Annotated in this window: 19 protein-coding genes and 1 pseudogene; 9 read left to right on the forward strand and 11 right to left on the reverse strand. The window is 60.7% G+C overall.

The window, feature by feature from the left end:
• Nucleotides 1-6 precede the first annotated feature (6 nt).
• Together ACESNB_RS07665 and ACESNB_RS07670 are read right to left on the reverse strand one after the other, a co-directional pair.
• Nucleotides 7-1,191 carry an efflux RND transporter periplasmic adaptor subunit gene (locus tag ACESNB_RS07665; RefSeq protein WP_373005947.1) on the reverse strand — a complete coding sequence of 395 codons (1,185 nt, stop codon included), beginning with the start codon at nucleotides 1,189-1,191 and terminating at the stop codon, nucleotides 7-9.
• Nucleotides 1,192-1,195: 4 nt separating this feature from the next.
• Nucleotides 1,196-1,894, reverse strand: coding sequence for a TetR/AcrR family transcriptional regulator (locus tag ACESNB_RS07670; RefSeq protein WP_373005949.1), 699 nt, complete (start codon nucleotides 1,892-1,894; stop codon nucleotides 1,196-1,198).
• A gap of 136 nt (nucleotides 1,895-2,030) precedes the next feature.
• On the opposite strand from ACESNB_RS07670, the gene ACESNB_RS07675 reads away from it, so the two are divergent.
• Nucleotides 2,031-2,666 carry a nitroreductase gene (locus ACESNB_RS07675; protein WP_373005951.1) on the forward strand — a complete coding sequence of 212 codons (636 nt, stop codon included), beginning with the start codon at nucleotides 2,031-2,033 and terminating at the stop codon, nucleotides 2,664-2,666.
• 1 nt (nucleotide 2,667) lies between these two features.
• On the opposite strand, the gene queF is transcribed toward ACESNB_RS07675, so the two are convergent.
• Both queF and ACESNB_RS07685 read right to left on the reverse strand, forming a co-directional pair.
• Nucleotides 2,668-3,135: a preQ(1) synthase gene (queF, locus tag ACESNB_RS07680; RefSeq protein WP_373005953.1), complete on the reverse strand. Its 468-nt coding sequence runs from the start codon at nucleotides 3,133-3,135 to the stop codon at nucleotides 2,668-2,670.
• Nucleotides 3,128-4,147: a calcium/sodium antiporter gene (locus tag ACESNB_RS07685; protein ID WP_373005955.1), complete on the reverse strand. Its 1,020-nt coding sequence runs from the start codon at nucleotides 4,145-4,147 to the stop codon at nucleotides 3,128-3,130. Before ACESNB_RS07685 ends, queF begins: the two co-directional genes overlap by 8 nt.
• Nucleotides 4,148-4,428: 281 nt before the next feature.
• Here ACESNB_RS07685 and ACESNB_RS07690 point away from each other — a divergent pair, with 281 nt between their 5' ends.
• From ACESNB_RS07690 to ACESNB_RS07700, 3 genes are all read left to right on the forward strand, one after another.
• Nucleotides 4,429-6,237, forward strand: coding sequence for an autotransporter assembly complex family protein (locus ACESNB_RS07690; protein ID WP_373005958.1), 1,809 nt, complete (start codon nucleotides 4,429-4,431; stop codon nucleotides 6,235-6,237).
• A complete protein-coding gene (locus ACESNB_RS07695) occupies nucleotides 6,237-10,343 on the forward strand; it encodes a translocation/assembly module TamB domain-containing protein (protein WP_373005960.1) in 4,107 nt (1,368 codons plus the stop codon). The genes ACESNB_RS07690 and ACESNB_RS07695 overlap by 1 nt, the downstream gene beginning before the upstream one ends.
• Nucleotides 10,344-10,535: 192 nt before the next feature.
• Nucleotides 10,536-10,916, forward strand: a complete 381-nt coding sequence (locus tag ACESNB_RS07700; protein ID WP_373005962.1) for a helix-turn-helix domain-containing protein — start codon at nucleotides 10,536-10,538, stop codon at nucleotides 10,914-10,916.
• Here the strand turns inward: ACESNB_RS07700 and ACESNB_RS07705 are convergent.
• The 4 genes from ACESNB_RS07705 to ACESNB_RS07720 form a co-directional block, all read right to left on the reverse strand.
• Nucleotides 10,902-11,888 carry a LysR substrate-binding domain-containing protein gene (locus ACESNB_RS07705; RefSeq protein WP_373005964.1) on the reverse strand — a complete coding sequence of 329 codons (987 nt, stop codon included), beginning with the start codon at nucleotides 11,886-11,888 and terminating at the stop codon, nucleotides 10,902-10,904. The genes ACESNB_RS07700 and ACESNB_RS07705 overlap by 15 nt on opposite strands.
• Before the next feature lie 127 nt (nucleotides 11,889-12,015).
• Nucleotides 12,016-12,459, reverse strand: coding sequence for a hypothetical protein (locus tag ACESNB_RS07710; protein ID WP_373005966.1), 444 nt, complete (start codon nucleotides 12,457-12,459; stop codon nucleotides 12,016-12,018).
• Between the two features lie 225 nt (nucleotides 12,460-12,684).
• Nucleotides 12,685-13,815: an EAL domain-containing protein gene (locus tag ACESNB_RS07715; RefSeq protein WP_373005984.1), complete on the reverse strand. Its 1,131-nt coding sequence runs from the start codon at nucleotides 13,813-13,815 to the stop codon at nucleotides 12,685-12,687.
• Between the two features lie 166 nt (nucleotides 13,816-13,981).
• Nucleotides 13,982-15,256 (reverse strand): pilus assembly protein TadG-related protein, encoded by a 1,275-nt coding sequence (locus tag ACESNB_RS07720; protein ID WP_373005968.1) that lies wholly within the window; start codon nucleotides 15,254-15,256, stop codon nucleotides 13,982-13,984.
• A gap of 160 nt (nucleotides 15,257-15,416) precedes the next feature.
• Here ACESNB_RS07720 and ACESNB_RS07725 point away from each other — a divergent pair, with 160 nt between their 5' ends.
• Nucleotides 15,417-18,104 carry an ATP-binding protein gene (locus tag ACESNB_RS07725; RefSeq protein WP_373005970.1) on the forward strand — a complete coding sequence of 896 codons (2,688 nt, stop codon included), beginning with the start codon at nucleotides 15,417-15,419 and terminating at the stop codon, nucleotides 18,102-18,104.
• Nucleotides 18,105-18,114: 10 nt separating this feature from the next.
• Here the strand turns inward: ACESNB_RS07725 and ACESNB_RS07730 are convergent, their stop codons facing one another.
• On the reverse strand, nucleotides 18,115-20,391 hold the full coding sequence (locus ACESNB_RS07730) for a Tex family protein (protein WP_373005972.1): 2,277 nt from the start codon (nucleotides 20,389-20,391) through the stop codon (nucleotides 18,115-18,117).
• A 444-nt stretch (nucleotides 20,392-20,835) separates the two neighbouring features.
• Between ACESNB_RS07730 and ACESNB_RS07735 the strand changes: the two genes are divergently transcribed.
• Complete coding sequence (locus ACESNB_RS07735) at nucleotides 20,836-21,141, forward strand: hypothetical protein (RefSeq protein ID WP_373005974.1); 306 nt, start codon at nucleotides 20,836-20,838, stop codon at nucleotides 21,139-21,141.
• A gap of 192 nt (nucleotides 21,142-21,333) precedes the next feature.
• Here the strand turns inward: ACESNB_RS07735 and ACESNB_RS07740 are convergent, their stop codons facing one another.
• Complete coding sequence (locus tag ACESNB_RS07740; protein ID WP_373005976.1) at nucleotides 21,334-23,499, reverse strand: TonB-dependent hemoglobin/transferrin/lactoferrin family receptor; 2,166 nt, start codon at nucleotides 23,497-23,499, stop codon at nucleotides 21,334-21,336.
• Nucleotides 23,500-23,630: 131 nt separating this feature from the next.
• On the opposite strand from ACESNB_RS07740, the gene ACESNB_RS07745 reads away from it, so the two are divergent.
• On the forward strand, nucleotides 23,631-24,668 hold the full coding sequence (locus ACESNB_RS07745; RefSeq protein WP_373005978.1) for a DUF6607 family protein: 1,038 nt from the start codon (nucleotides 23,631-23,633) through the stop codon (nucleotides 24,666-24,668).
• Complete coding sequence (locus ACESNB_RS07750) at nucleotides 24,668-25,489, forward strand: DUF4198 domain-containing protein (RefSeq protein ID WP_373005980.1); 822 nt, start codon at nucleotides 24,668-24,670, stop codon at nucleotides 25,487-25,489. Before ACESNB_RS07745 ends, ACESNB_RS07750 begins: the two co-directional genes overlap by 1 nt.
• A 138-nt stretch (nucleotides 25,490-25,627) precedes the next feature.
• Here the strand turns inward: ACESNB_RS07750 and ACESNB_RS07755 are convergent, their stop codons facing one another.
• Nucleotides 25,628-25,849 carry a hypothetical protein gene (locus tag ACESNB_RS07755; RefSeq protein ID WP_373005982.1) on the reverse strand — a complete coding sequence of 74 codons (222 nt, stop codon included), beginning with the start codon at nucleotides 25,847-25,849 and terminating at the stop codon, nucleotides 25,628-25,630.
• A gap of 52 nt (nucleotides 25,850-25,901) precedes the next feature.
• Between ACESNB_RS07755 and ACESNB_RS07760 the strand changes: the two are divergent.
• A pseudogene (locus ACESNB_RS07760) lies at nucleotides 25,902-26,010 on the forward strand (IS481 family transposase); the annotation flags it as partial.

The following is a 26,010-nucleotide window of genomic DNA, read 5'->3' on the forward strand; positions in this document are numbered from 1 at the left end:
GGGCCCTCAGCCTTCGTTCGGGGAATCGGCGCTGGTCGCGTCGCGCGGAATCACCGGCATGCCCGGCGCGATCCGCTGAAGGCCGTCCACGATCACGCGGTCACCTTCCTGAACCGGTCCGCGAACGAACCCCCGTCCGCCTTCCGAATGCACCATCTCGACCGGCCGCGGTTCGGCGCGCCATCCGTTCTCTGAGGGCACGGCAACGAACACGGTCCACAAGCCACGAGACGCGGTCGACATGGCTTTCACCGGCACCCAAAACCCAGGTTCGTCGATTTGGCGCTCCATCGACAGGCGCACTACCGCGCCAGCGGGCAATTCGCCGGGGTTCTCGACATCGAACATGGCAGTCACCGTCCGCCGGTCGGCATCTATTACGCCAGTCACCGTCCGCAATTTGGCATCAACGGGGCCGGTGTCGGCGACGAGCTCATAGATTTCACCTGGATGCAGGCGCGCCGCACTTTTGGCCGGAAGGCCGATTCGGGCTTCCAGATGACCCGTTTCGACCAATTCCAGCACGGGCGATCCGGGCGCCGCAATGGAGCCTTCGTCAACCATCCGTGCCGTGACGACACCATCGAACGGCGCCGTGATGCGGGAAAGGTCAATCTGGACACGCAACGTGTCAGCCTGTGCCTTGGCTGCGGCGATACGCGCCATGGATGTGTTTGCCTGCGCCTCAGCCTCGTCGACGCGCTGCTGCGAGACATGGCCTTGCAGTTTCAGGGTGCGCTGGCGCTCGACCGTATTCAGCGCGAGGGAATGGGCAGCGCGCGCCTCCTCGACGACCGCTTCTGCCGAGGCGAGCTGAGCGCCCAGGCTGCGTGTATCCAGGCGGGCAAGCGTTTCGCCCTGTTTGACCCGGTCGCCCATATCTGCCGCGATGGACTGGATGCGGCCACCACTGGAGAAACCGAGCTGGCTCTTGCGGCGGGCTTCGGCAAGGCCGCTGAACGATTCATCAATCCGAAATTCCTTCGCCAGTCGCACGGGTGACACTGAAACGGTCAGAGGTTCCGGCGCTTCAGAGGCAACTTTCGGCCCTTCGGCGCTGCGTAACTGTATCGCGGCAAAAAACAGTCCCGCGCCAACAAGGAACAGTATCACAAGGAAAACAACGCCCTTCAGAAAGGTCGGGCGCTTCTCGCGGGCCTCGTCGCCCTGATAGTGATCGGAAGGCGTCATGGTCTCAATCCTCAGACGTGGAGTCAGCGTGCCGCGCCTCGCCGGGCGGTTGCAGTCCCCGGAAGACGAGATCTGCGTGGAAGGCGATAAAGGCGCTTGCCGACACCGGCTGGTCAGTCGGGAGAAGCGCCGGAAAGTGCGGCAAGTGGGTCATCAATTGGGCAAGCCCGTGGGACGCGGCCCACACGGATTTTGCTGACAGGTAGGGGTCGAGTTTGGAGTCGAATACGCCGAGTGACTGGCCTTCGCGCACCATGTTGACGAGGACGCCGAAGGCCCGCCCCTTGTAAGTCTGGGTAAACGCCTCCCAGTCTTGCGACTGGACCTGAACCGGCGTGCCCCCAGCGTTTGAAAACGCTGCGGCGTAGTGGTGCGGGCGCTCCATCGCCGTCACGATATAGGTTGTGACGCATGCCCGCCCGCGTTCCGAGAAAGGCACATCGGCGCAGGAAATCTTGCCGACACGAGACAGGAGGCGTTCGAAGAAAACCTCCTTGAGTTCGTCGATCAGCTCCTCCTTGGAACCGAAATATTTGTATATGGCGGAGGGCGAGTAATCGATCTCTTCTGCAAGGCGGCGAATTGAAAGGCCTGCCTCGCCTTCTGTCGCAAAGACGCGCTCGGCCGCTTCGATAATCGCGCCGCGCACTTTGAGTCGGCGGCGTTCCGCCGGCGTTGCTTCGAGGGACAGGTCATCTGGCATGGGGCGTCAAATATCGTTGAAACATGTTCAGAAAGTGAACACTGTTCACCAAATTAGTCCTGTCCGGCAGTTCGGGCAAGCAGAAACATCGCGAGAAGCCTCTTTCGGTGGCGCGCCGGTCTGGCTATGTACCGGCATGGCAAATCGTTTCCCCCCTGCCCCGCCCGTTGGCACGACTATGCTGCCGGTTCGACCGAGCGCCGAGGCGCGCGCCCTGCTCGCGCTGCGCCGCTCCGCCAGCAAGCATCACATGACGGAGCCCGGCCCTTCGCCGGAGTCGCTCGATGAACTGTTGCGTGTGGCGGCCCGCGTGCCGGACCACCGAAAGCTGTCGCCCTGGCGGTTCATCGTTTTCGAAGGCGATGCGCGCATGTCGTTCGGCAAGGAACTGGCGCGGATCCATGACGCGAATACGCCCGACGCCGAATCCAAGGATGTGCTGGAAGCCGCAGGCCTGCCCCTTCGCGCACCCGTCATCGTGGCCGTGATTTCATCGCCTGACCATGCGCACAAGACGCCGGTCTGGGAGCAGGAACTTTCGGCGGGCGCGGTTTGCCAAAACCTGTTGCTAGCCGCGAACGCAGCCGGCTGGGCCGGGGTCTGGCTATCCGAGTGGATGGCGTTCGATCCGGGCGTCGCCAAGACGCTCGGCCTGACCGAGGACGAACGCGTGGCGGGATTTATCTATCTCGGCACGGCGACGATGGGATGCCCGGAGCGCCCACGGGCGGACATGAGCGAAAAGATCGTGCGCTGGACCTCTCCCGCCTGACTCAGCCCCGGCCGCGATAGCTCGCGACGCCGGTGTCGGGCACATAGAGGCCCGCAGGCACCTCACCGGATTGCCAGAAAACGTCGATCGGGATGCCGCCGCGCGGATACCAATAGGCAGAAATCCGCAGCCACTTTGCCTCGGTGAACGCATGTATCCGTTTGCCGATGGCGACCGAGCAATCCTCGTGGAACGCACCGTGGTTGCGGAAACTGGTGAGATAGAGCTTCAGGCTCTTGCTCTCCACCAGCCAGTCACCCGGCACATAGTCGATCACGATGTGCGCAAAGTCCGGCTGTCCCGTGACCGGGCAGAGCGAGGTAAATTCGGGGGCGACGAACCGGGTGAGGTAGAGGGTTCCGGCATGAGGATTGGGCACGCGTTCGAGGCGGGCGTCGTCAGGGTTTTGCGGAGCGGGAGTCTGCTGGCCGAGCTGGCCGAGCCCCTGGTAGATCGGATTATCAGGCATGGGGGAGAATTCCTGGAACGGGGACAAGATCGAACAAGAGGCCGAAATAGAGCGCATAGGCAAGCAGGAGAACGACGCCCTCCCAGCGCGCAATCTGTTTTCCGGTTATCGCAAACAGCATGAGCAGGAAGACAGACAGGATCAGCGCGCCGATATCTTCGAACGATATGATGCTCGCATGATGCCCCTGAGACATCGCCTCGGCAGAGATATCACCCCGGACGCTGAATGGATGGACCACCGCCGTGACACCGAGGATGCCCAACACGTTGAAGATATTCGAGCCGATGATATTGCCCAGCGCGACGTCTGACTTGCCGCGATAGGCGGCGACAACCGAGGTCACCAATTCGGGCAGGCTGGTTCCGATGGCGACGATTGTGAGGCCGATAATTGTTTCGCTGATCCCGAAATCCCGCGCGATGACGACACCCCCGTCAACCAGCAGCCGGGCGCCAAACACCACACCAACCAGTCCGGCCACGGCAATGACCAGCCCGAGGAACAGGCCGTAGCGAGCCTCGACGGCTTCGCCCTCGGCCACGTGCATCACGGCAGCCTCATTGTCGCGGCGCTGGTCTGCGACAAAAGAATAGGTGAGGTAGACGAACAAGGCGCCGAGGAGCGCTATGCCGACGGGGCGACTGAAAAGATCAAACCAGATCAAGGCGCAGAGCAGCGCCGTGACGGCAAGCATGATGAGCCCGTCCCTGGCCAGCGCGCGCGGATTGGTCAGGATAGGACGGATCATCGCAGCAACGCCGAGCACGAGCAGCACGTTGGCAATATTCGATCCGACGACATTGCCGACGGCGATGCCCACCGCGTTCTGGTCGATGGCCCTCAAACTGGTCACAAGTTCGGGAACCGACGTGCCGAAACCAACCAGGGTGAGGCCGATCACCAATTCGGAAATATTGAGCTTGCGCGCGACGCTGACCGATCCGCGGACGAGCGCCTCCCCGCCAATGAAAAGCAGGACCAAGCCGCCAAGCACCATCAAATACGTCATTCATTGCCCCGCAATCTGTCCATTCACTGATCATACGGTGTGTGCAGGCTGGCTGGCAAACAGAGACTGCCGTACCTGCTGCAACCGGGAAAAAGCGCCGAGATCGCTCGTATTTGTCCGAAAATTTGCCGTTAACGTGCAGTGTTTGGGGCGAAATCTGTCATCGGCAGGCTTATCTGCACACTAGACAGCCCTGTTCAGCCTTCATTTAGGAAAACTGGCGCAATCCTCGCATTGAAATCAAGATGGTAAATTCTCCGATGTCACAACGGCTTGCCCGCTTGACCACCGTAGCCGGGAGAGCTCTGACGCACCCCGCCACGGGCGTGTGCCTGCTGGGTGCCGTGACGGCGTGCGCCGGCTTTCCCGGGCACAGCGGAAATGGCACCGGGTCTATCAGCCGGCAGGTGCCGGTCGAGTTGGAGGGGCTGCCCTCCGGTTTGGACACCAAGGCAAAAGCCGTGCTCGAAACAGACGATGCAGCGCCTCGCAGCGTACTCGAATCGCGGCGCAAGGCGGCGGCGTCGGCCGACACGCTCGAAGAGTTCCTCGCATCCGAAGGCTATCTCGCGGCCGATGTGTCGCCCGAACTGATCGAGTCAGTCGACAAGAAACCGCGTCTGGACGTATCCGCCGGCGACATGTTCCATGTCGCCTCGGTCACCCTGACCCTCGATGCCGACGTAAGCGGCACGCTGACGGCGTCGCTCGAAGACGACCGCAAATCCCTGGCCATAGGGGCGCCTGCCCGGACTTCGGACATAGAGGCGCTGGATGCACAATTTGTCCGCACGCTTCGCCAGGGTGGCCACGCGTTCGCCGAAAGCGGCGGGATCGACGCACTAGCTTCGCGCAAGGACAAGACGGTCGAGCTGACCTACGCGCTGGCGCCCGGCCCTTTCGTTCGCCTCGGAGACATGGTCGTCCTGGAATCGGGGGGGTGCAAAGTCACAACGATTTGCGCCCTCCGGACCTGGAAACCGGGCGACGCCTATACACCCGACAAGATCGACCAGCTGCGCCTTCGCCTGCGCAGCAGCGGCCTCTTCGACGGCATCGGTGTAGAGTTATCCAAAACGCCAGACGAAGATGGTTACTACCCGGTCCAACTCACGCTTTCAGATGCCAAACGCCGCTCCGTCGGCGCTGGCGTTACAGCCTCGACCACTGACGGTGTCGGCGCAGACGCATACTGGGAGCGCCGAAACGTAACGGGTCGCGGTGACACGTTCCGGGTGCAGGGCGAAGTGGCGACAGTCGCGCGCGACCTGACCGCAGAGTATACGAGACCGAACATCGGCCGCTACGGGCGCACGCTCACGGCCGAAGCCGGCATTCGCGCCGAGGAGACCGACGCCTACGATTTGCAGGGCATCAAGGTTGGCGCAGCACTGTCTCAGCCATTCAACAAGCAACTCACGCTCTCTGCCGGCGCCTCGATTGATGCCACGCGAACGAAAGAGGCGAGCTTGAGCTCCCTGCCTGAGCCCATTGAACTCTACACGCTTTCATTTCCGCTCGCCGTAACCTATTCGACGGTCATGCAACCGCTCGATCCGCAAGCGGGCCAGCGCGCCTTTCTCGGTATCGAACCCGGCATGTCGGTGGGCGACTCGACGGCGGGCTACACGCGCATGCTTTTGACCGGCTCCACTTACCACAAGATTGCGGATGGGCCGTTCGTCGCCGCCATACGTGGCGAATTCGGCGCCTTTCTGGGTTCCAACGCCGTTCCCATCGACCGCCTGTTCTTCGCGGGAGGTGGCGGCTCGGTGCGCGGCTTTGAATACCAGAGCCTGTCGCCACGCGACGCAAACGGCGCCCTGATTGGCGGTCGAAGTCTTTTTGACGTTTCGGCTGAACTCCGCTGGCGGCGCAGTGACAAGCTCGGTTATGTACTGTTTGTTGACAGCGGCGCGGCAGCTGACAGCGCCGACGAAGTCTTCAATAACATGCGCACAGCCGTCGGCTTTGGCTTCCGGTATTATCCGGGCTTCGGTCCGATCCGGGTTGATATCGCAACGCCAGTCGATAGGCGCGACGGGGAAGATCCGGTCCAGTTTTACGTATCCATCGGGCAGTCATTCTGATGGCCTTCGTCCAAACATCCGTCAATTTCATCCGTCGTCGGCCATTTTCGTCGGCAGGCGCGGGGATTGTTGTCTTCCTGCTTGTGATGATCATGGGTGTGCGCCTTTGGATCAACAGTGATGGCGGGCGAGCCTATGTCCTGTCGCAAATCGACGGTCGGACGGTCGCCAGCCTGGGAACGATATCGGCATCGGGCCTGACAGGCGACCCGCTCAAGCGCATGCATCTCGACCGGCTGTCGATCGCCGATGCCGAGGGCACATGGCTCAACACCAGCGACCTCAGCCTGAAATGGACACCGCGCGCCCTCCTGTCTCGCAAAGTGGAACTCAATCTCGCCAGTGCTGGCGAAATAACGGTCCTCCGCCGTCCTGAAACAACGCCGAGCGAAACGTCAGGCGAAAGCAGCTGGAGCGTCACACTCGAAGATCTCAATATTGGCAAACTCTCGCTCGCCGAAGGCGTCGCCGGACCAGCCGCCGCGTTCAGTGTGTCGGGGGCATTTTCCAGTGGACGCGATGCGGTCGTTACAGCCAAACTGGACATTGTACCGCTTGAAGGCCTTGGCGACCGATTCAGGATCGATGCCCAGCGGGACGCCGCCGGTCAGTTCAAACTGGACGCCGAGGGAAAGGCACCCGCGGGCGGCACGTTCGCGACTCTACTGCAACTTGCGGCCGGGCAGAGCGCCAGCCTGAGCGCCTCAGCTGACGGCACAATAGACGAAGGCGATGGCTATTTCCTGATGAAGGTCTCAGGCGAGGACGCTGCGTCGATGACTGCCAAGATCGTGGCTGGAAGATTGACTACGAACGCCGATCTCGACGCAACCGTCTTGCCTTTTCCGGACACGTTGCGGCAATTGCTCGGCGCGAACGCGCGATTCGTTTTGGGCGCCGATATCAATAAGAATCTGGCGGCGTTCGACCTGTCCGCAAGCTTGGCGTCGGGCACGTTGGCCGCCACAGGCAAGGCGAACATTGACACGAAGACACTGGATGGCCCCGCCGCAATCAAGCTCGATTTCACGGGCCTCTCCGACCTAGCGGGATTTGAAGCCGACCTCTCGCTGGACGGAACACTCGCGTTGGCCAACGACGTGCCAACCTACACAGGCGGCGCGATCCTCACCGCGCATGAGGGGGCGGACCTGTCCTTCAGCCGGCTTTCGGGACCCTTGACGGTTTCGCTTATCACTCAACAGATCACGTTCAAAGCCGAGCTCACCGGTGATGGCATCCTGTCGGGTAATCAAAGCCTGTCCGGCCTGATGGGAGTTAAGCCCCATCTGGTGGCGAGTGGCGTTTACGCACGCGATACCGGCATCCTCACCCTCTCCCCCTCCGTACTTGAGCTGCCAGAGGGCAAGGTTTCTGCCTCGGGCACGTTGAGCCCGAAGGCGCGCACGCTTGATTTGCGTGGCACGGTGGACCAGGCCCTTTACAGCTTGCCCGGCGGGTTCGGAGGGCGGGCATCTGGAACATTCCGCGCGCACGGCATTCTCAACAAACCGCAAATCGAGACGATCCTGACGGGTATCGAGTTTTCCGGACTGCCCGATACGATACAGCCACTGATAGGTGCTGCGCCGAAACTGAACGCATCGCTCGCCGTCGATGGCAACACGATAAGTATCGCGAAGTTAAAACTGTCAGGCGCCGGCGTTCAGTTCGACGGTGGCGGCCTGTATCGCATTGGCGATGCCAGCACACTGCGCTTCGACTTTGTGCAAACCGAACCGCTCGACATCAGCGGGAACAGGTTTGACCTCCACGCTGGCACGGTCAGTCTTTCGGGCCCCGCCAGCGCGCTTGAGATAGGTGTCGCCTCAGCAGGTGGCGTTTTTGAGATCGCCTCCCGACGCATCGAACAAGTCGCCACGACGACCACGCTCGGCATTAGCGACGGGCGTTTATCAGGGCCAATGGCCGTGAGCGGCAAACTGGCGGGCGAAACGCTGGACCTGACAGCTGATCTCGTGCGCGCCGATGAAGGCACCCTGATCGAAAACTTGAACGGCACATATGGCCCGCTTAGAATTACAGGCCGGGCCGAAATAAGCCCGGCTGGCGACCTTGTCGTTCTGGTAAATGCCGAGGGCGACGGCCTGAAGACCGAAGACGTGCAAATTGAAAGCCTTCGCGCCACTGGCAGCATCGTGAAGGAAGGCCAGGAGCCGATGTCGATCGTGGCCCATGCTGATGGTAGCGGTGCCAAACTGCCATCGGCCTTCCGGCTTGATACGTTCACGGCAGACATCAAGAACAACAAGGACGGTTACGATTTCAAGGCCAGTGTGAAGAGCGACCAACCCTCGCGACCATTCGATTTTGCGGTTTCGGGACAGGCTGTCCTGTCCGGCGCATCGCCCCATGGCACGTTCAACCTGTCAGGATCAGCTCTTGGCGAACCGCTCAGTACACCGGAACCGGCTCACTGGAGTCTTGGCGAGACCCCCGATCTGGATGGGCGGCTTTCGCTTCTCGGTGGCGAGGTGAAAGCCAAACTTTCGGGCACCGGCGAAACGGCGCTGCTGGCAATCGATGTCAAAGCCGTGGATTTCGGCGCACTGTTTGCACTCGCCAACTTGGGCGATGTCGATGCGCGCCTCAACGGCCACGGCGAGTTTCGGCCCATCGGCCTATCCCCGTCCGGATCCTTTGCCTTCTCCGCTACCAGCCCCATTCCAGGACTCGATACGTCGCTTTCACTCGACCTGACTGGACGTCTCGATGACAGTACACTGAAAGTCAATGCAAGGAGCAATTACGGCAAGGACCTCGTCCTCGTCGCAGACCTGGCATTGCCCATCACGCCGTCTGCCGAATCCCTCGCCCGTCTGGACCGAACGCAGTCTTTGACTGGACGCGCCACCCTGAACGGCGACCTGGGCGCATTGCATACGGCTGCGCTTGCCTATGGCCACGATATTGGCGGTCGGATCGATGCGGCAGCGACGATGTCTGGATCGCTTTCCGAGCCCGTCTACAAGGCAAATGCGGATGTCACCGGCGGGATTTACGAATTCGGTACGACGGGACTCAAACTCACCGACATCACCCTGAAGGCCGGTCTTGCCGACGAGAAGATATCTCTCAACGGTTCGGGCAAGAGCGCTGGAAACGGATCAGTGGCGCTGGATGGTACGCTCGGCCCGGATGCTGGTCGGCTGAACGCCAACCTGACCCGGCTGCTTGTCTACGAACGCGACGGGGATATGGCCCGCCTCAGCGGCAAGGTCACATTCACCGAAGACGAAAGCAGACGCCTTGTCTCGGGTAAATTGACTGTCGACGAAGCGCGCGTGTCGCTCGACAATCTCCCCTCATCGGGCCCGAAAGCCATTGATGTCCGCTGGAGCGACGGCGATGAACCGACCAATACACCCAGCAAATTGCGACAATCCCTGAACCTCGATATCGACATCGACGCTGCGCGCCGCGTGTTCGTCACCGGCCGGGGACTCAATAGCGAATGGGCGCTCGATCTCACGGCGACAGGAACCGTATCGAACGTGAGTCTGGCAGGCCAGGCAACGATGGTGCGCGGCGACCTTGATCTCGCTGGACGCCCCTTCGTCTTCGATACCGGAAAGATCACCTTTGACGGCCCGTTCGACACGGCGCGGATCGCCATTGACGCCGCTCGGTCGGTCAACGGGTTCGTGGCGCGCGTCCAGGTCTCCGAGAAACCGACCAATCCGGTATTCGAGTTGTCGAGTACGCCTGACCTGCCGCAAGACGAGATCCTGTCCCGATTGCTGTTCGGGCGCTCATCGATTGACCTGTCCCCTGTCGAGGCTGCGCAACTGGCCTCCTCAATTGCCCGTCTCAGCGGTCGAAGCGTCGGCTTCGACCCGGCCGCCGAATTGCAGGCCGTTCTGGGCGTCGACCGCCTGTCGATCAGATCGAACGATGCCGGAAATGCGGAACTTGGTGTGGGTCAGTACCTGGCTGATGACGTCTACCTACAACTGAATGCTGCCGGTGCAGACGGCAGTTCTGTCGAAGTCGAATGGGAACCTGCAGATCAAATCTCCGTGATGTCGGAAACCACGTCGACCGGCGAAAACAAGCTCTCCATAAGGTGGAAAAAAGACTATTAGTCTGGGATTGGCGATTTTTTTGGGATTTGAAACCAAAGGTTTATAAATAGCCGCCATTTTCATGCCTCGATAGCAGCCTACCCAACGCCTGCGCTATCGAAGCCCTTCGCGTTTCATATTTTTGATAGCGGTCGCGCTTGCCTAAACACCCAGTGCGCGAAATGCATGGTGCACTTTAGAGGGGTATTTGAAGTGAAGCACGAACCAAGACAGTCCAGTTCGCGGGCTCCAACACGCGTTGACCAACTCGTTGGCGGCAAGATTCGCGCCCTCCGGATTGCGCAGAATCGCACGCTCGCAGAACTCGGCGCCGAACTCGGAATCAGTCACCAGCAGTTGCAAAAATACGAGACCGGAACAAACCGCCTCAGCGCGGGCATGCTGTCCACTGTTGCCGAAGCCCTGCGCGTGCCGATTGCCGATCTGTTCGAGGATGACAGCGACGCCGACAGCGTTTCAATGGATCCGTCGATGAAAGTCCGCGCCGAATGCCATGACTGGATCGACCGCACCAAGTCCACCGAAAAGCTCGAGACCATGGCCCGCGTTCTGAAGGCCTTATCCAGCGGCTGACGGACCCGGCGGCGTGAACGGCTTCAACGCCTCTTCGCGGTTGCTGGCCCTGTTGGGGTGTACGAACTCGTCGGCGAACCAGAAGGCATCGTTGGCCTCGAAAATGCTTCTCAACCAGTCGAGAACGATCCTGCCCTGCGGAAGGCGCCATACGCGTTCCGTGTAAGTGAGCCAGAACTCGATTGGCGCGACTTCCGGAAGCTCAAGCGGTACGAGTGTCGGCGCCACCGTGCCGATATAGGATGGCAAGAGGGCGATACCCCCGCCGTTCCTGCACACTTCAATCATCGAGCTCGCTGAATTGGTGACGAACGCGAAATTGATCATCTTCTTGAGCTCCGACATTTTCGGCGCCCATCGTTCGATCTGCATCACATAGGCCTGGTGCAGGATGCACTGGTGCCGGAAATACTCGAACATGCTGTTCGGGGCGCCATGTTCCTCGATATATTCGGCGGAGGCGAAACTGATATAGTGCAGCGTACCCAATCGACGTGAAATGAGGTCGTGGTTCTTCGGCTCGGTGAATTGTATGCCTATGTCGGCCTCTCCGGCCCCGATGTCCGGCGTGTGCTCAAGCACGCTCATCTTGATCTGAATACGCGGATTGGCTTGCTGGAAGTTCGGAAGACGGGGCGCGATCCAGTAGGGCCCAAGCCCGTCGCCTGTCGCGAGCGCAATCACGCCTTCCGCGGGCTGGCTCCTGTCGGAGGCTTGCTGATCAATGAGATTCGCGGCGTCGGCCATGACGTGGGCATGCCGCAGCGCCACCTTGCCGACTTCCGTCAATTCGACGCCGCGCGTCGAACGCACGAACAATTGCGTATTGAGGGCTTTTTCCAGGTCATCGATCTTCCGGCCAATCGTTGGCGGAGACTCGCCAAGACGCGCCGAAGCGGCACTCATGCTGCCGAGTTCGGCGACGATCCTGAAGACCCGCAGATTGTCCCAATCAATGCGTTCTGACGACATCGCTACTTCCCTGAACTTCAGCAGAAGACCCGAACTTCTACCCGGGGACATATATAGTGACTGTACAATAGCGTCATCATATCAATTAGGCGAGTATTCGTGAGATTACTCGCCTCGATTTATTGCCTCATGCGGCGCGACGCAGAGTGATAAATCCCGGCTCGACTATGACGGATTCGCACGTAATCTTGAGGACCCAGTCCCGAATACTTCCGGGCCCACCGAGGCAAAGCCTGTGCTCGCGCCTGACGATCGGCAGCGGGCGGGCCGAAACGGCGCCGAGGCGGGAAAATCCGCGCATGCACTGCGTTTCGCACCAGTTCCAGCGATCTTCCACCGTGGCGCATTTGAAGCCGTCGTGATCGAGCGGCTTGCGCAGGATAAAGAGGTCCCTGCCATCGACGATCAGGTGGGACACGATAGTGTCGAAATAGCTCGGCGCGCGGCCGCCGAATGTCTCGGGGTCCGTCAAAAGGCGAACAGCATCCACCTGTGCGCTGGAAATCATGCCCTTCGGCAAAGGATTACGAGACAACCTCGCCAAGCGCGTGGGAATTTCCGGATAGAACATCGGTCGGCTCCAATCACAACCCGATCAGGCGCCCCCGCCATCCCTTCGTTCTAGAATAAGCCTGCGCTGGCGGCCTCGCCAGTTACGAATCGGCCATATGACTGTTGTTTAAGATTGGCGGCGCGATGCCGATGCCCGGCATAGCGGATCGAAACCACTGAAGGTCGATCCGGTTGGGAGACTCAAACGCCCTATCCTATGATGACCTAATGGGGATTCGATCCGTCAGGCTGACTTGGCATCTGCGTCCGGCTGATCCGGCAGGGGCGATGTCCACCGCCCGTTATTTTCTCGCAGCCACGGCATCACATCGTTGCCGGCAAGCGGTCTCGCAATCAGGTAGCCCTGCGCGAAGGTCGCGCCCGCCTTTCTGAAAAAGTCCAGCTGTTCTTCCGTCTCCACACCTTCGGCCACCACCGACATATTCAGCAGGCGCGCGAGCTTCAGGCTCGTTACAACCGTCAGCCGCGCGAAACTGTCGGTCAAGACATCCTGAACAAACGTCAGATCGAGTTTCAGTTCGGAAAACGGGTAGAGTCGCAACTGCTCGAAACTCGTTGTGCCGGTGCCAAAATCGTCAACGCTCAGATGGAATCCCTTGATCCTCAGGCGGGAGAGCACCTCCAGGACATCGGGCGAATACTCGATAAGCTGGTTTTCCGTAATCTCCAGTGTCACCATGTGCGGCGAAAGGCCGGTCTCACCGAGCGCCGAAACGATGCGCTCCGGCAAATTCTTGTCCATGAGCAGGCTCGGACTGATGTTGAATGCAAACCCGAGATCAACCCCTTCAGCACGCCATGTGCGGGACTGAACCGCAACCTGTTCGATCAGGCTCAATGTCAGTTCAGGCATCATGCCGAGCGATTCACTCGCTAGCAAATACGCGTACGCGCTTTGCAGGTCCGCGCCCGGCGGCGCGTGCCTTGCGAGCACTTCGACGCTATGAATCCCACCTTTGGTGAGATCGAGCTTCGGCTGGTAAACCGGGACGATCGTTTTTGCGTCCAGCGCGGCTCTCACCTCATCCCGTGAGACTTCGATCACTTGCTTGGACGGCTGACTCATCTCGGACAGGATCATTTTCTGCAGCGTATTCGCTTTCAGCGGTTTTCTCAACGCGCCCAACTTTCTGACACCCGCCAGCCGGGCCATTGTGTGGACGGACTCGATGACGGCCGGCTTCTCGCTGCTGACGGTAATCAGGGCTCCGGAATAATTTCGGCTGCCAAGTTCGCGGAGCACCAGGACGCCGTCGATATTCGGCATGTTCAGGTCGCACAGGATAAGGTCGAACGCCTCGGGCCACCATCTGGAGACCTTGGGCGCCGTCCTCCGTGACGGTGACTTCGCCAGCGCCCAATGCCAGCAACGTCTCTTCTGCGATCACGCGGAAAAGTGGATCATCGTCAATAACGAGGACATTGCGGAGGGACACAAACGTGACTGCCTCACTGTGGAGTCAGCATTGTTCCATTTAAAGTCTTTATGATCTGATAATCATGCTGCCGTTCTACTGCCGCTAATGCAGAAGGCGGACGGACGATTCTTTCATCGGGCCGACACCATCCGGAACCGGGATATCAGAAGCGTCATAGTCAGTCTGAAGCACCAGGTTCGGCCCGTTATTGAGCTGGAACGCCTTGGCGATGATCACCGTGTATTCCGATTTGTCGGCTACGGGCGAATTGCCGTCGATGACCAGCTTGTCGTCGGGCAGGTAAACCGTGCCGACAAGACGCCGCGCATCGTCGCTGCGAATGACATGGCCCCGCACCAGCACCTTGGCGCCGAGCGTTCGCGTCGTCGTGGCATTCTTCGAGTTCGAGAAGAACAGGAGTCCAGCCATAATGCCTGTCTTGGGCGCTGTCAGGTCCACGGTGGACAGGGTGTTGAAGTAAAGCTTCGACGTGTCGCCCGTCAGATAGAATCCGACATATTCGCCCACCAGAGACCCGCCACGATCAACCTTCAGCGGACCATCCTTGATGATGTATATCCCGGGGCGCAGCTCTGCGGTGCCTCCGTCGATGTCAAGGCCGCCACAATAGGTGCCGGGATAAAGCACCTGGTTCTTTGTTACCCTGAGGTCGAACTCATCGCACATGCCGACGCGCGGCGCTGTTCGGCCAGCAAGCGGGTCGTCAATCTGAGGCGCATCGGTGACCGGTGGCTTCATCGTCTTCGGTGGCAGTCCAATAAAACCGCCCGCCGTGTAGATTTCGTCGGCCACGACTTGGGCCAGGCGGCTGACCTGCATGGAAGCGATGTCGGTGGAGTTGGAATAGATGGCGCAATGTTCTGCTGTGAGGCGCGCCTTCTGGTTCAGCACAACGGTCCGAACAGCGCTCGGCGACAAGCCGATCATGCAGATGTTGCTCGCTTCACCCACCAATCGGGCGGTGGCCGATGCCGAAAGCGATTTCACTTGTGCAGCAGGACCGGGAAAGAAGGTTTTTGGCGGCGCACGGACCGTGACGTCAACCGTTAGCGTGTCCAAATGCGCCTGCGCAATCGCGCTGATGTTCGGATTTTTGGCTGTCGCCATGACGAATGCCTTTGCAGATTCCTCGATCCGCTGGCCGTTATTGGCCGAGATCGCGAACTCGCGTGCAGCGGAGAGGGCCGCGTTGTCGGCTAACACCTGCAGGGACTTCTTCTGTCCTTCGATTGCCGACATATCGATGACCCCACCGACGATGGCTGTCAGCGCGCAAAGGGCCAATGCAGCCGGCACAACCACGTTGGCACCGGTGTCAAAGACGAATGAAATTGGGCGCTTGAAGGTGGTAGTCATGCTTGGGTACTCGAGATTTTGCTATTTAACTATCGTACTAACGTTACAGAAGCGCGTTCCAGGTCGCTCAATTTTCATTAAATTTCTCACCCGGATTTGAGCCTTTCTTGGTTAATTTCTGCGACGTTGCAGGCTGTTCCATTGAGAAGTAGCCGCCACCTTGCACACTTCGCCCCCAACTGTGCCGATCTACCGCTCCATCCGGCTACGCCTCACGCTGCTTGTGGTCGTCCTGATCATCACGACCGTGATGTCGATTTCGGGCTTCATGGCGTGGAAGGGTTTCGAGCGCGAAGTCGCCAGCCAGCAGAGCCTGCTCGCTGGCGCGGCATCCGCTTATGCCGCCGCCATCGCAGACCCCGTCGCCGGCAATGACAAGGCCGCGGCGGTCTCGATGCTGCGAGGCGTACGTGACCTGCCGGGCATCGTCCAGACAGACATCACGTTGGCAAACGGCCGCGTGTTCGCGCAGCTGGGCAGCGGTGCAATCCTGCTCGGCCGGGACGATGCCAGTGCGCTGACCGCACGTGACCTGTTTTCCTCACGCCAGATGCATGTCGAAATTCCGATCCTGAATGGTGGCGAACAGGTCGGCAAGCTCGGCATGCTGGCCGACATTTCCGCGCTTCGCGAAGCTGTGTTCGACAGCCTTCGGGCCACCGCCATCATGTCGCTGGTCGCTATCTTCACCGGCATCGTCCTGGCCCAATGGCCCATCACTCACCTGACACGCCCCCTGCGCCAGCTGACTGCCATGATGGCCGCCTTTCGCGACGATGAAGCGGCGTCAATCGAACGGATCGAGGGGGGGCGCGACGAAACCGGCGTCCTCGCAGAAACCTTCAACACAATGATCGGCAGCATTGTCGAACGCGACGCTAGGCTCGCACGTCATCTCGCTTCGCTCGAGCAAACCGTTGAAGAGCGCACGCACAGCCTGCGGATCGCACGCGATGAGGCCGAAGCGGCCAATGCGGCGAAGTCCAACTTCCTCGCGACGATGAGCCATGAAATCCGCACCCCAATGAACGGCATGATGGTGATGGCCGAGATGCTCACCTCCGCCGACCTCTCGCCGCGTCATCGTCGGTATGCTGACATCATTTACAGGTCGGGCAAGAGCCTGCTGACGATCATCAACGATATTCTCGACCTGTCCAAGATCGAGTCCGGCAAGATGGACCTCGAAATATTGCCCGTCTCACTCGATTCCCTGGTGGCCGATGTCGCCAGCCTGTTCTGGGAACGCGCCCGTGAAAAGGGCCTGCAGCTGGCGACGTATGTCTCGCCAAACGTACCCGTCTCGATCATGGGCGACCCGACCCGCCTGAACCAGATCGTGACGAACCTTGTCAATAATGCGCTGAAGTTCACGTCGTCGGGCGGAGTCACAATCCGTGTCGATGCGCGCCCCGGCCCTGACAAAGAGTCGGTGACGATCAGCATCGACGTGGAAGATTCAGGCATCGGCATCGCCGAGGACAAGATCGGCGCCGTTTTCAAAGCCTTCTCCCAAGCCGACCAGTCGACAACCCGGGAATATGGTGGCACCGGCCTTGGCCTGTCGATCTGTAGCCGATTGGCCGATGCGATGGGCGGAACGATTACGGTCGAGAGTGAACCCGGACGCGGCAGCGTGTTCCGGCTTGAAGTCGTCCTGCCCGTCGACCAGGCCGCGCCAGCCCTTCCATCGGTCGGTTTGTCGGCCATGGTCCGTGTCGGAGCGGGGCAAGTCCAGGATACGCTGGAGCGTAGCCTGCGTGACTTCGGCTGTACGATTGTGTCGGGCGATGCCGACTTCATCATCGGAACATCGAACACGCTGCAGGCCGATACCGCCCCGGCCGGCGTGCCATGCATCGTTCTTTCCGATATCGGCGATACGATGGCCGATGCGCTGCTGCGCGACGGTACGGCCGTCGATGCGCTCGCCAATCCGGTCTCGCGCGCCGAGCTGTCGGACCTCCTGGCCCGCACCGCAACCGGGGACTATCTCGGCACCGCCGTGCGCGATTCCAGGACAACCCACGCCGAAACGCCGTCGTTCGAAGGCAAGTCGATCCTTGCTGTCGATGACAGCCCGGTCAACCGCGAAGTGCTTCGCGAGACGCTCGGCGCACTCAGGATCGCCGTGACGTTCGCGGTGAACGGCAAGGAAGCCGTTGAAATGGCAGCAGCCGGCGCCTTTGACATCATCCTCATGGACGGATCGATGCCGGTCATGGGCGGTATCGAAGCGACACAGCTGATCCGCGCGCATGAGACAAAGACCGGTTCGCCGCGCACCCGCCTCCTCGCCCTGACGGCGCAGGTCAGCGGCGATGATGCCAGTACATGGCGCAGCGCCGGCGCAGATGGCTACCTGACGAAGCCGTTCACGATGGAGCGCCTGGTAGCCGCCCTGTCCGATTCGGACTCGTCCGAGGCCGCGATGCAGGCGGGCCAGCCTGATCCGTCGGACGTCACCGGCGAGCTGCTCGCCTTGGACACGCTTGCCAGCATGGATGCGCTCGGTTCGCAATCAGGCCGGAATGTCCGCCAGCGCATCTGGACCATGTTCCACGCCGAGGCGCCGCGCGCCTGCACCTCACTGGCCACGCTGATCAACACGGGTGCGGCCAACCCGGAAATCGTTCGTCAAGCGCATGCACTTAAGTCGATGGCGCTGAGCGCTGGCGCCAGGCGCGTAGCGCAGATATGCGAATCGCTTGAGCGGGACGCAGGCAACGGCCAGCCCCGTGACGGCCTGACCGAGACGTTGGCCTCGCTGGCATCCGCGCTGGAGGCGACCTACGACGCGATGGGATTCCACACAGACGGCGAGGCACCCGCCCGGTCGGCCTCCTGACAGGCTGGCCTCAGCGTAGCGAGGACAACACGTCGAACGGACTGGACGGTGTCACGTCACTCGATTTGGGTCTGTCTTGCGTCACGCGGCCGGGCGCCTGCTTGAGGCTGAGGCCGATCCGTTTGCGCGCAATATCCACCTCGAGGACAAGAACCCTGACCACCTGCCCCGTACTGACCACCGTATGAGGATCCTTGACGAACGTGTCCGAGAGTTCTGAAACATGGACGAGGCCGTCCTGATGCACGCCGATGTCCACGAATGCGCCAAAGGCGGTGACGTTCGTAACGACACCTTCGAGGCGCATGCCCGGTTTAAGGTCGGAGATTTTTTCGACGCCGTCCTTGAACGTGGCCGTCTTGAATTCCGGGCGCGGATCGCGTCCAGGCTTTTCGAGCTCGACCAGAATGTCTTTTACCGTCGGGACGCCGAATATCGCATCGGCAAACTCTTCCGGCTTCAGCTTGGCCAGGAAGGCCCTGTCGCCGATCAGATCGCTCAGCTTCCGACCTGTTTTCTTGGCGATGCGCTCAACCACGGGATAGGCCTCGGGGTGCACAGAGGAGCCATCAAGCGGGTTCTTGCCCTTGGCGATACGCAGGAAGCCCGCGGCCTGTTCGAAGGCCTTGGGCCCGAGCCGGGGCACATTTTTGAGATCACTCCGCGACTTGAACGGACCATTCTTGTCGCGATAGGCCACGATATTCGCGGCGATTGTCGCATTCAGGCCGGCAACGCGCGCGAGAAGCGACGCAGACGCCGTGTTGACGTCCACGCCGACGGTGTTGACGCACGCTTCGATGACACCATCCAGCGAGCGAGCCAGAGCAGACTGGTCAACATCGTGCTGGTACTGGCCCACGCCGATCGCCTTGGGTTCGATTTTTACCAGTTCCGCCAGCGGGTCCTGAAGGCGGCGCGCAATGGAAACCGCGCCGCGAATACTGACATCAAGGTCGGGGAATTCCTTGGCTGCCAGTTCGGACGCGGAATAGACCGAGGCACCGGCTTCCGAGACCATGAGGCGCGTCAGGTTGAGGTCGGGCAGCTTCGCGGAAAGATCCGCCACCAGTTTCTCTGTCTCGCGCCCCGCTGTGCCGTTGCCGACGCTGACAAGTTCCACCTTGTGCTTCTTGCAAAGGGTCGCGAGCGTTGCGAGAGACCCCACCCAATCCTTGCGGGGCTCGTGCGGGTAAATCGTTGCCGTATCGAGCAACTTGCCCGTCGCATCGACGACCGCGATCTTGCAGCCGGTGCGGATGCCCGGATCGATGCCCATGACCACTTTCGGGCCCGCCGGCGCCGCCATGAGGAGATCGCGCATGTTCATTGAAAAGATCCGGATGGCTTCGCCGTCTGCAGACTCCTTCAACCGGGTGATCGATTCCCGCGAGCTGGCGGGCTCGAGCTTGCTCTTCCACGCGGCCTGAGCGGTTTCCGCCAGCCAGTCGTCGCCGGGGCGCCCCTTCTTGGCGATGCCGAATTCGGTGCAGATTTCCCGCACCGCCGGATGGTCACTCGGATCGGCGTGCGGCACGGCGAGCTTGACGCGCAGGATGCCTTCCTTCTGCCCGCGCAGCAGTGCGAGCGCCCGGTGGGAAGGCATCACGTTGATGGGCTCATCGAATTCAAAATAGTCAGCGAACTTGGCGCCTTCAGCCTCCTTGCCCTTCACGAGGGAGGAGCCGAGCTTGCCGCTGGTCCAGACGGTCTCGCGGATCTTGCGCACCAGACGCGGCGTTTCGGCCATCTTTTCGACGATGATCTCGCGCGCGCCGTCCAGCGCACTGTCCTGGTCGGACACGCCCCTCTTGGCCGACACGAAGCCTTTTGCTTCCGATGCGGGCGACAGTGCCGGATTGGACAACAGCCGCTCGGCGAGCGGCTCCAGGCCCGCCTCCTTGGCGATCGTCGCCTTGGTGCGCCGCTTGACCTTGTAAGGCGTGTAGATGTCTTCCAGCTCGACCTTGGTCCTGGCGGCCATGATTTCCCGCTCCAGCGCAGGTGTCAGCTTGTCCTGCTCCCGAATGGCGTTCAGCACCGCCACGCGGCGGCTGGCGAGATCCGTCAGGTATTCAAGGCGCTGGGTGAGCGCCCTGAGTTGCGTGTCATCGAGGCCGCCGGTGCGTTCCTTGCGATAGCGCGCGATGAAGGGAACCGTCGCGCCCTCGTCCAGCAGGTCCATAACGGCTGAGACCTGCCGCTCAGCCACGCCAAGTTCCTCAGCAATCTGTCGTGCGATGGCATTCCCGGCAGATGAAACAGTGGAGCGTGATGTGGCGGTCATGGATTAAAGCCTTTGAAATGCAGTGGATTAGTACACCCGGACGTGGGCGAACCAGCAAATTCACCGCAAATCGTTCACACCTCGTTTACGCTTGGAAAAAAGGATGCAGCGACAGGTTTCCCAGCGGCGGTCGATGCCGAAAATGCTGACTGTCAGGTCCGGACCGGACTCATCAGCTCAGGCCCTGTTTACACTGGTGCCGGTTGAGAGACTCGAACTCCCGACCCTCTGATTACAAACCCTCACTTAGCAATTTGGCCGATCTGTCCCAGGGTCGCTGACGGGGTATACGTCTACCACTATTTCCATGACCGCGAAGACCTGGTTAAGAAATGTCTCGAACGCAGCTACGAACTTTATGACGCATTCATTGATTACGCAGACGCGCATAGCCGAACCGGCCACGAAAAGGCGGCCATCGTCTCCCACCTGAATACGCAGGCCATGGTAGGATCGCTCCAGCCGGTCGCTGGCTGGATGGGGCTCGATATCCTGTCGTCCGCGCTGCAGAAGCGCACGCAGAAGCGGTTGCGCGAGATTCTGAGCCGGACCGAAGCGTTTGCAAAAGAAGGCGTGGCCGACGGAAGCCGGAGGCCCCAGGATTATGAACCTGTCACGCCGGTCCGGGCCGGTGCCTATCTCTGGATCCCGAAATGGATATCCGACATTGATCCGCCGGCACCGTTCCGGATCGCCGATGAAGTCGTTGCCTTGTTCAGCCTCGGCCCGATGGCCCCATCGGATGCCTAGCAACAATAAAGACAGCGTGTTGCGGTGAGGACGGGTCAGCGCATGTGAGGCCCAGCTCACTCACCGGCCCCGCATGCGCCAGACCCTGCTCGAAATTCCTCCAATCCCGCCCGCTTTCGTTTTTGAACGGATGCGGCGAGACACGTCCGTCGTGCGGCCACCCGAATGGCGGGCTGGCCGCCGGATGGTCTGCTAGCTTCCGAACTGATAGGAGGCCGCAATCTTGATGTTGCGCCCAGGCTCGGAGACCCCTTCGAAGACACGTTCATAATCATGGTCAAAGAGGTTATCGACGCCGACATCAAAGCGGACGTCCGGCGCGAAATCAGGACGCCAGGATGCGTAGAGGTCGATGACCGCATAGCCCGGACGCTCTTCAGAAACCGTCAGCCCGACGAGCCCATCTGCCTGCCTGCTTGTAAAATCATCGGCGAGCTGCACGCGTGTGCCGAAGCGGGCATTCCACTCAGGCACCTTGACCCCCAGATTGAACGCAAGGCGGTCAGGCGTGAGCGACCCCAGGTCCGATCCGTCCGAGAGGTTTGTCCCGTCAATGCTCGCATAGCTCACCTTGGCGAACCAGCGATCGGAATCGTATTGAAGTTCGCCTTCAATCCCATCAAGGCTTGCCGCGTCGATATTTGCAGATTCCGACGTCCCGAATGAGCAGGGCTGGAAGAAAGGCGGCGCAAAACAGGTCGCGTCAGGTATCACATCGACCGTCAGGTTGATCAGCTGATCGGCGTCCGTTTCAAAATAGCTGAGCTTGGCCTGAAGGCGGTCCCCCCGGGATGCGAGGTCGGCAAAGTCGACGCCGATACCAAACTCGACGGTCTCGGTCGTTTCCGGAACGAGGTCAGGGTTGGGAATGAAGTTGTTTGCGACGAAGACAAATGATCCCTGCCCGGGATTGAAAAGGACAGGATGCGGCAGACTGAAGTGAACACCATTGAGATAGAGCTCATTGACGGAGGGTGCACGGAACCCTTCCGAGAACGACCCGAACAGGCGCAGCCATTCGGCGCCTGCCGGCGCGAAGCTTGCCGCGAAACGCGGCGAAACCGCATCGTCGGAATTGGCAGCGTCCGGCGCGACGGATGACGCGTTCTCAAACGCGTCGTACCGAATGCCCGGAATCAGGAGCAGTTCACCCACCGGGGTTTCGACCACGGTCTCGAGCTGGGCGAAGACGCCGGTGAACTCGCTTTCGCCATTCGGCACGCCGCCGCGCACGCCGTCGACAGTCTGGTCGTCAATGCCCGTTTGCTCATCCCTATACCAGTCACCCCCGACGGTGAGCACAGTGTCGAATCCGGCCAGCTGGAACCGGGCGGCATTGCGGGCGCTGACGCCGGTTGTCTCGATCTCGCGCAGGGTCGTGCGAGGAATCGTGGCATCGAACTCGTCAACATCGCTATTGGTCTGGTAGGCGGTCAGGCTGAAATCGATCCAGTCACTGCCCAGGGGATTGAAATTGGCCCCGAACCTGAACGTGTCGGACGTGATGTCTTTCTCGACTTCCCGGTCGAGCATGGCGTCGCCTGTGCCAAGCGTGCCCTGGCCATTGTTCGGCTCGACAGCTGTATTGTTGAACCGCTGCCAGGAGCCTTCCAGCGTGAGCGCATTTGTGAGCGCATAGCTGGCCTTGACCAGACCAGTCTGTATTTCGTCATTCGACGGCAGGTCTGCGCCCGATCCCAGCGCGATATCGCCGGACTGGCGCAGGGCAAAACTGGCAAGACCATCAAATGCCCCCTGACGGGTGAAGGCCGTGACTGATCCCAGCGCCTCCTCATTGACGCTCTGATAGCCCACACGGATCCGCGCACCCATCGTTTCATTCTCTTTCAGCAGGTCTGCCGCATCGACCGTTTCCAATGCGAGTACGCCGCCAACCGCGCCTGAACCGTACAGGGCTGACGCAGGCCCACGCACCACTTCGACTGAACCGACAAGTTCAGGGTCAACAAAGAAGCGACCATCATGCGCCGATGTGAAGCTCTGGCGCGCGCCATCGAGCAGGATCAGGACATTCTCGCCAGACAGCCCGCGAATGCTGGGCAGTTCGCCGGTCCGCCGCGGTCCGCCGGCAAAGTCCAGTCCGGGCACATCGCGAAGCGCGTCGGCGAGCGTGGACGGCGCAAGCATGTCCAGCGCCTCCCGGTCCACGACGGTCACCTGGCCGGGATAGTCGAACACCGGCAACGGGTTGGACGTACCGTATACGGTAATCGCCTCCTCGCGACGCTCGGACGGCGTCGCCGCCTGCGAGAATGCAGCAGGTGCCAGTGCCAGTGCGGATGAGACGGCCAGGGCCGTTTTGAGAGAGCGGCGCGTGTGGGGGCTTGAGTAGGACATCTTTCCTCGCTTCATTTATGAGAACTATTCTCATTTGCAATAACGAGTCATTCTGATATTGCAAGTCATTCGCAAAAATAATACCCGACCAAGCAACAGCACTGAAGTCACCTATCTGGAGGAACCCACCAATGACCGCCCATTCATCAGGCCTTGTGTCCGTCGTCGCGCTTGCACTCGTCGCGGCAACAGGATGCACGCTCGCCCCCGCCCCCGCTCCGACCGAACAGGCACAAAGCCTGCCCTCGCACTTTCAACAGGACCGCGAATCGATTCTCGCGATGGCGGGCGACTACAAGGTGACGTTCGACTTCACCGAAACGGTATCTTTCATCGAAGGGTATGACCTCAAGGCGCCGAAACTGTCTGGCGGACATGAATCGGTTCGCGTCCTGAAAGACACGGGCGAGTTTATCAGCCTGCAACACACCCTGGTTGTGGGGCCCGACAGCGCGCCCGTCGTGGTCAAGCACTGGCGCCAGGACTGGCGTTATCAGCCAGAACGCGTTCTGGTCTTTATCGGCGGCAATGCATGGGAGTGGCGCGGCGTCCCCCAACCGGAACGGTCAGGTGCATGGTCGCAGACTGTCTACCAGGTCGATGATGCCCCGCGCTACGGCGCCGTTGCCCGGTGGACATATGAAAATGGCCTGGCCGAATGGTCGCCGCCGGCAGAATGGCGCCCCCTGCCCCGCAGGGACATGACAACGCGTGATGACTATCACGCCGTGAATGCGGTCAACCGTCATGCCATCACGCCATGGGGCTGGGTGCATGAACAAGACAATTCGAAACTCATTCTCTCGGGCGAGCCAAGAGTGCTCGTGCGTGAGATGGGCATCAACACCTATCGGCGTTCTGACGCCTATCCCGTCGAAGCGGGTGAGGCATATTGGGCAGCAACGGGGGATTTCTGGGCCGGTGTCCGGGCAGAATGGGACCGCATAGAGGCGGAAAACCAGCGCTTTGCCATCACCATCAAGGGCGAGACAGAAGACCTCTATCTTCCGCTTCTCGATCTCGCCAATTCTGTCCGGGATGGCGAAATGGACCTGGCCCCTGCGCTCGCCGACGCGCGTGCCGTAATCGGCAAATTTGTCACGGCTGATATCGGCGAGCTTGAAGATCGTCTGCGTCCATCCGAAACCCCATCGGCAGGCGCGAACTGATGCGCTGGCGCTTGGCAAGCTTTCTCCTGGCATCGCTGACCCTGCCTGCGGCCGCATCGGCGGACACGGCCTATATGGAACCCTCGACCTACGCCCCGGGCCCCGGCCAGACCCTCACAGTCGAGGCCTCCTTCAGTGACCATTGCTGCAATCCGAAACACGCGGTCCGGTCCGAGGCCTATGCGGTCATCCTGCCGGACGGGTCCAGCATGCCCCCTGACCGTATCGAACATTTTGCGACCCATACGGCGATGGAACACAAACTCACGGAGCCGGGCACGACCCGGTTCACGACAGGCGAGCGCCTTGGCCGCATGGGTGAATATGTCCTGCTGGACGCAACCTATCACCTCATCAATAGCGAGGATGCGGCACCGGTCGGCCTACCACCCGGTATCGCGATCCTGTCGTCACAGACAGCTACGGTTTCAGACACCTATGTCACGGTCGGCCAGCCGACCTGGGACAGTGTGAACACGCCCGTGGGGCGCCTGGCCATCACCCCGGGCGCCCATCCTTCCGCGATTCATGCGGGCGACAGGCTCAGCCTGTCCGTCACGTTTGATGGCGAGCCGGTGACCGCTCAGATAGTCACGCTCACCCGCAGCGGCCAGGGGGATCGGCCTAGAGATACGGGACTGACTTACCAGACGGATGCGAATGGCGAGGTGACGATCGCCCTGCCGGATACCGGGACCCATCTCGTCATGACCAGGCTGCAGGCGCCGTCGCCAAGCGGGGCTCAGACTGACCTGAGAAGCTATACGACATCACTCACGTTTCAGGTGCAGGACGCCCGCGCGCCGGGTCCCGAAAACTGATCCAGTATATGGCGGACACATCTATGGCCCGCCATCATCTGCCCACTGTGACTGAGCGCTGGTCCCGTCTCCGAAAGACGAGGGTACCGTTTCCCCGACGCATCGTCCCGGCCTGCCTGGCGTCTGGCAAAAGTGGTGTCAGCGATCGTTCGGGACGAGCATGATCACCTGGCCGTGTCGTACGGCCCGCAGCGGCAGGAAGAGTTCAAGGCTTTCGGCGAAGGATTCAGGCTCGCCGGCCGCGAACGTGCCGCTGACGCGCTCTGCGGCGAGCGCAGGATCATCGACGCGGAGTTTGATGTCGGAATACCGGTTCATCTCCGCGACCGCGTCTTCCAGCGTCACTATAGATATGTACAATTCAGCGAGACACCTTCTTGAATATCCCCGCTGGGGAAGGAAGGTGGTTTCAATGAACAGCGATCAGCGAGAGATTGGGCGTAAACTTCGGGTATTGGAGCATGCCGACAGAAACGGTAATGTGAGCAAGACATGTCGGTATTTCGGGATCGGGCGAGCGA

The organism is Hyphomonas sp. (genome assembly GCF_041689225.1).
Classification (GTDB): domain Bacteria; phylum Pseudomonadota; class Alphaproteobacteria; order Caulobacterales; family Hyphomonadaceae; genus Hyphomonas.

Bases quoted from the DNA above. Each gene is read 5' to 3' on its own strand.
- ACESNB_RS07665 (WP_373005947.1), bottom strand. From the start codon at position 1,191: ATGACGCCTTCCGATCACTATCAGGGCGACGAGGCCCGCGAGAAGCGC.
- ACESNB_RS07670 (WP_373005949.1), bottom strand. From the start codon at position 1,894: ATGCCAGATGACCTGTCCCTCGAAGCAACGCCGGCGGAACGCCGCCGA.
- ACESNB_RS07675 (WP_373005951.1), top strand. From the start codon at position 2,031: ATGGCAAATCGTTTCCCCCCTGCCCCGCCCGTTGGCACGACTATGCTG.
- queF (WP_373005953.1), bottom strand. From the start codon at position 3,135: ATGCCTGATAATCCGATCTACCAGGGGCTCGGCCAGCTCGGCCAGCAG.
- ACESNB_RS07685 (WP_373005955.1), bottom strand. From the start codon at position 4,147: ATGACGTATTTGATGGTGCTTGGCGGCTTGGTCCTGCTTTTCATTGGC.
- ACESNB_RS07695 (WP_373005960.1), top strand. From the start codon at position 6,237: ATGGCCTTCGTCCAAACATCCGTCAATTTCATCCGTCGTCGGCCATTT.
- ACESNB_RS07705 (WP_373005964.1), bottom strand. From the start codon at position 11,888: ATGTCGTCAGAACGCATTGATTGGGACAATCTGCGGGTCTTCAGGATC.
- ACESNB_RS07710 (WP_373005966.1), bottom strand. From the start codon at position 12,459: ATGTTCTATCCGGAAATTCCCACGCGCTTGGCGAGGTTGTCTCGTAAT.
- ACESNB_RS07720 (WP_373005968.1), bottom strand. From the start codon at position 15,256: ATGACTACCACCTTCAAGCGCCCAATTTCATTCGTCTTTGACACCGGT.
- ACESNB_RS07730 (WP_373005972.1), bottom strand. From the start codon at position 20,391: ATGACCGCCACATCACGCTCCACTGTTTCATCTGCCGGGAATGCCATC.
- ACESNB_RS07735 (WP_373005974.1), top strand. From the start codon at position 20,836: ATGGTAGGATCGCTCCAGCCGGTCGCTGGCTGGATGGGGCTCGATATC.
- ACESNB_RS07740 (WP_373005976.1), bottom strand. From the start codon at position 23,499: ATGTCCTACTCAAGCCCCCACACGCGCCGCTCTCTCAAAACGGCCCTG.
- ACESNB_RS07745 (WP_373005978.1), top strand. From the start codon at position 23,631: ATGACCGCCCATTCATCAGGCCTTGTGTCCGTCGTCGCGCTTGCACTC.
- ACESNB_RS07750 (WP_373005980.1), top strand. From the start codon at position 24,668: ATGCGCTGGCGCTTGGCAAGCTTTCTCCTGGCATCGCTGACCCTGCCT.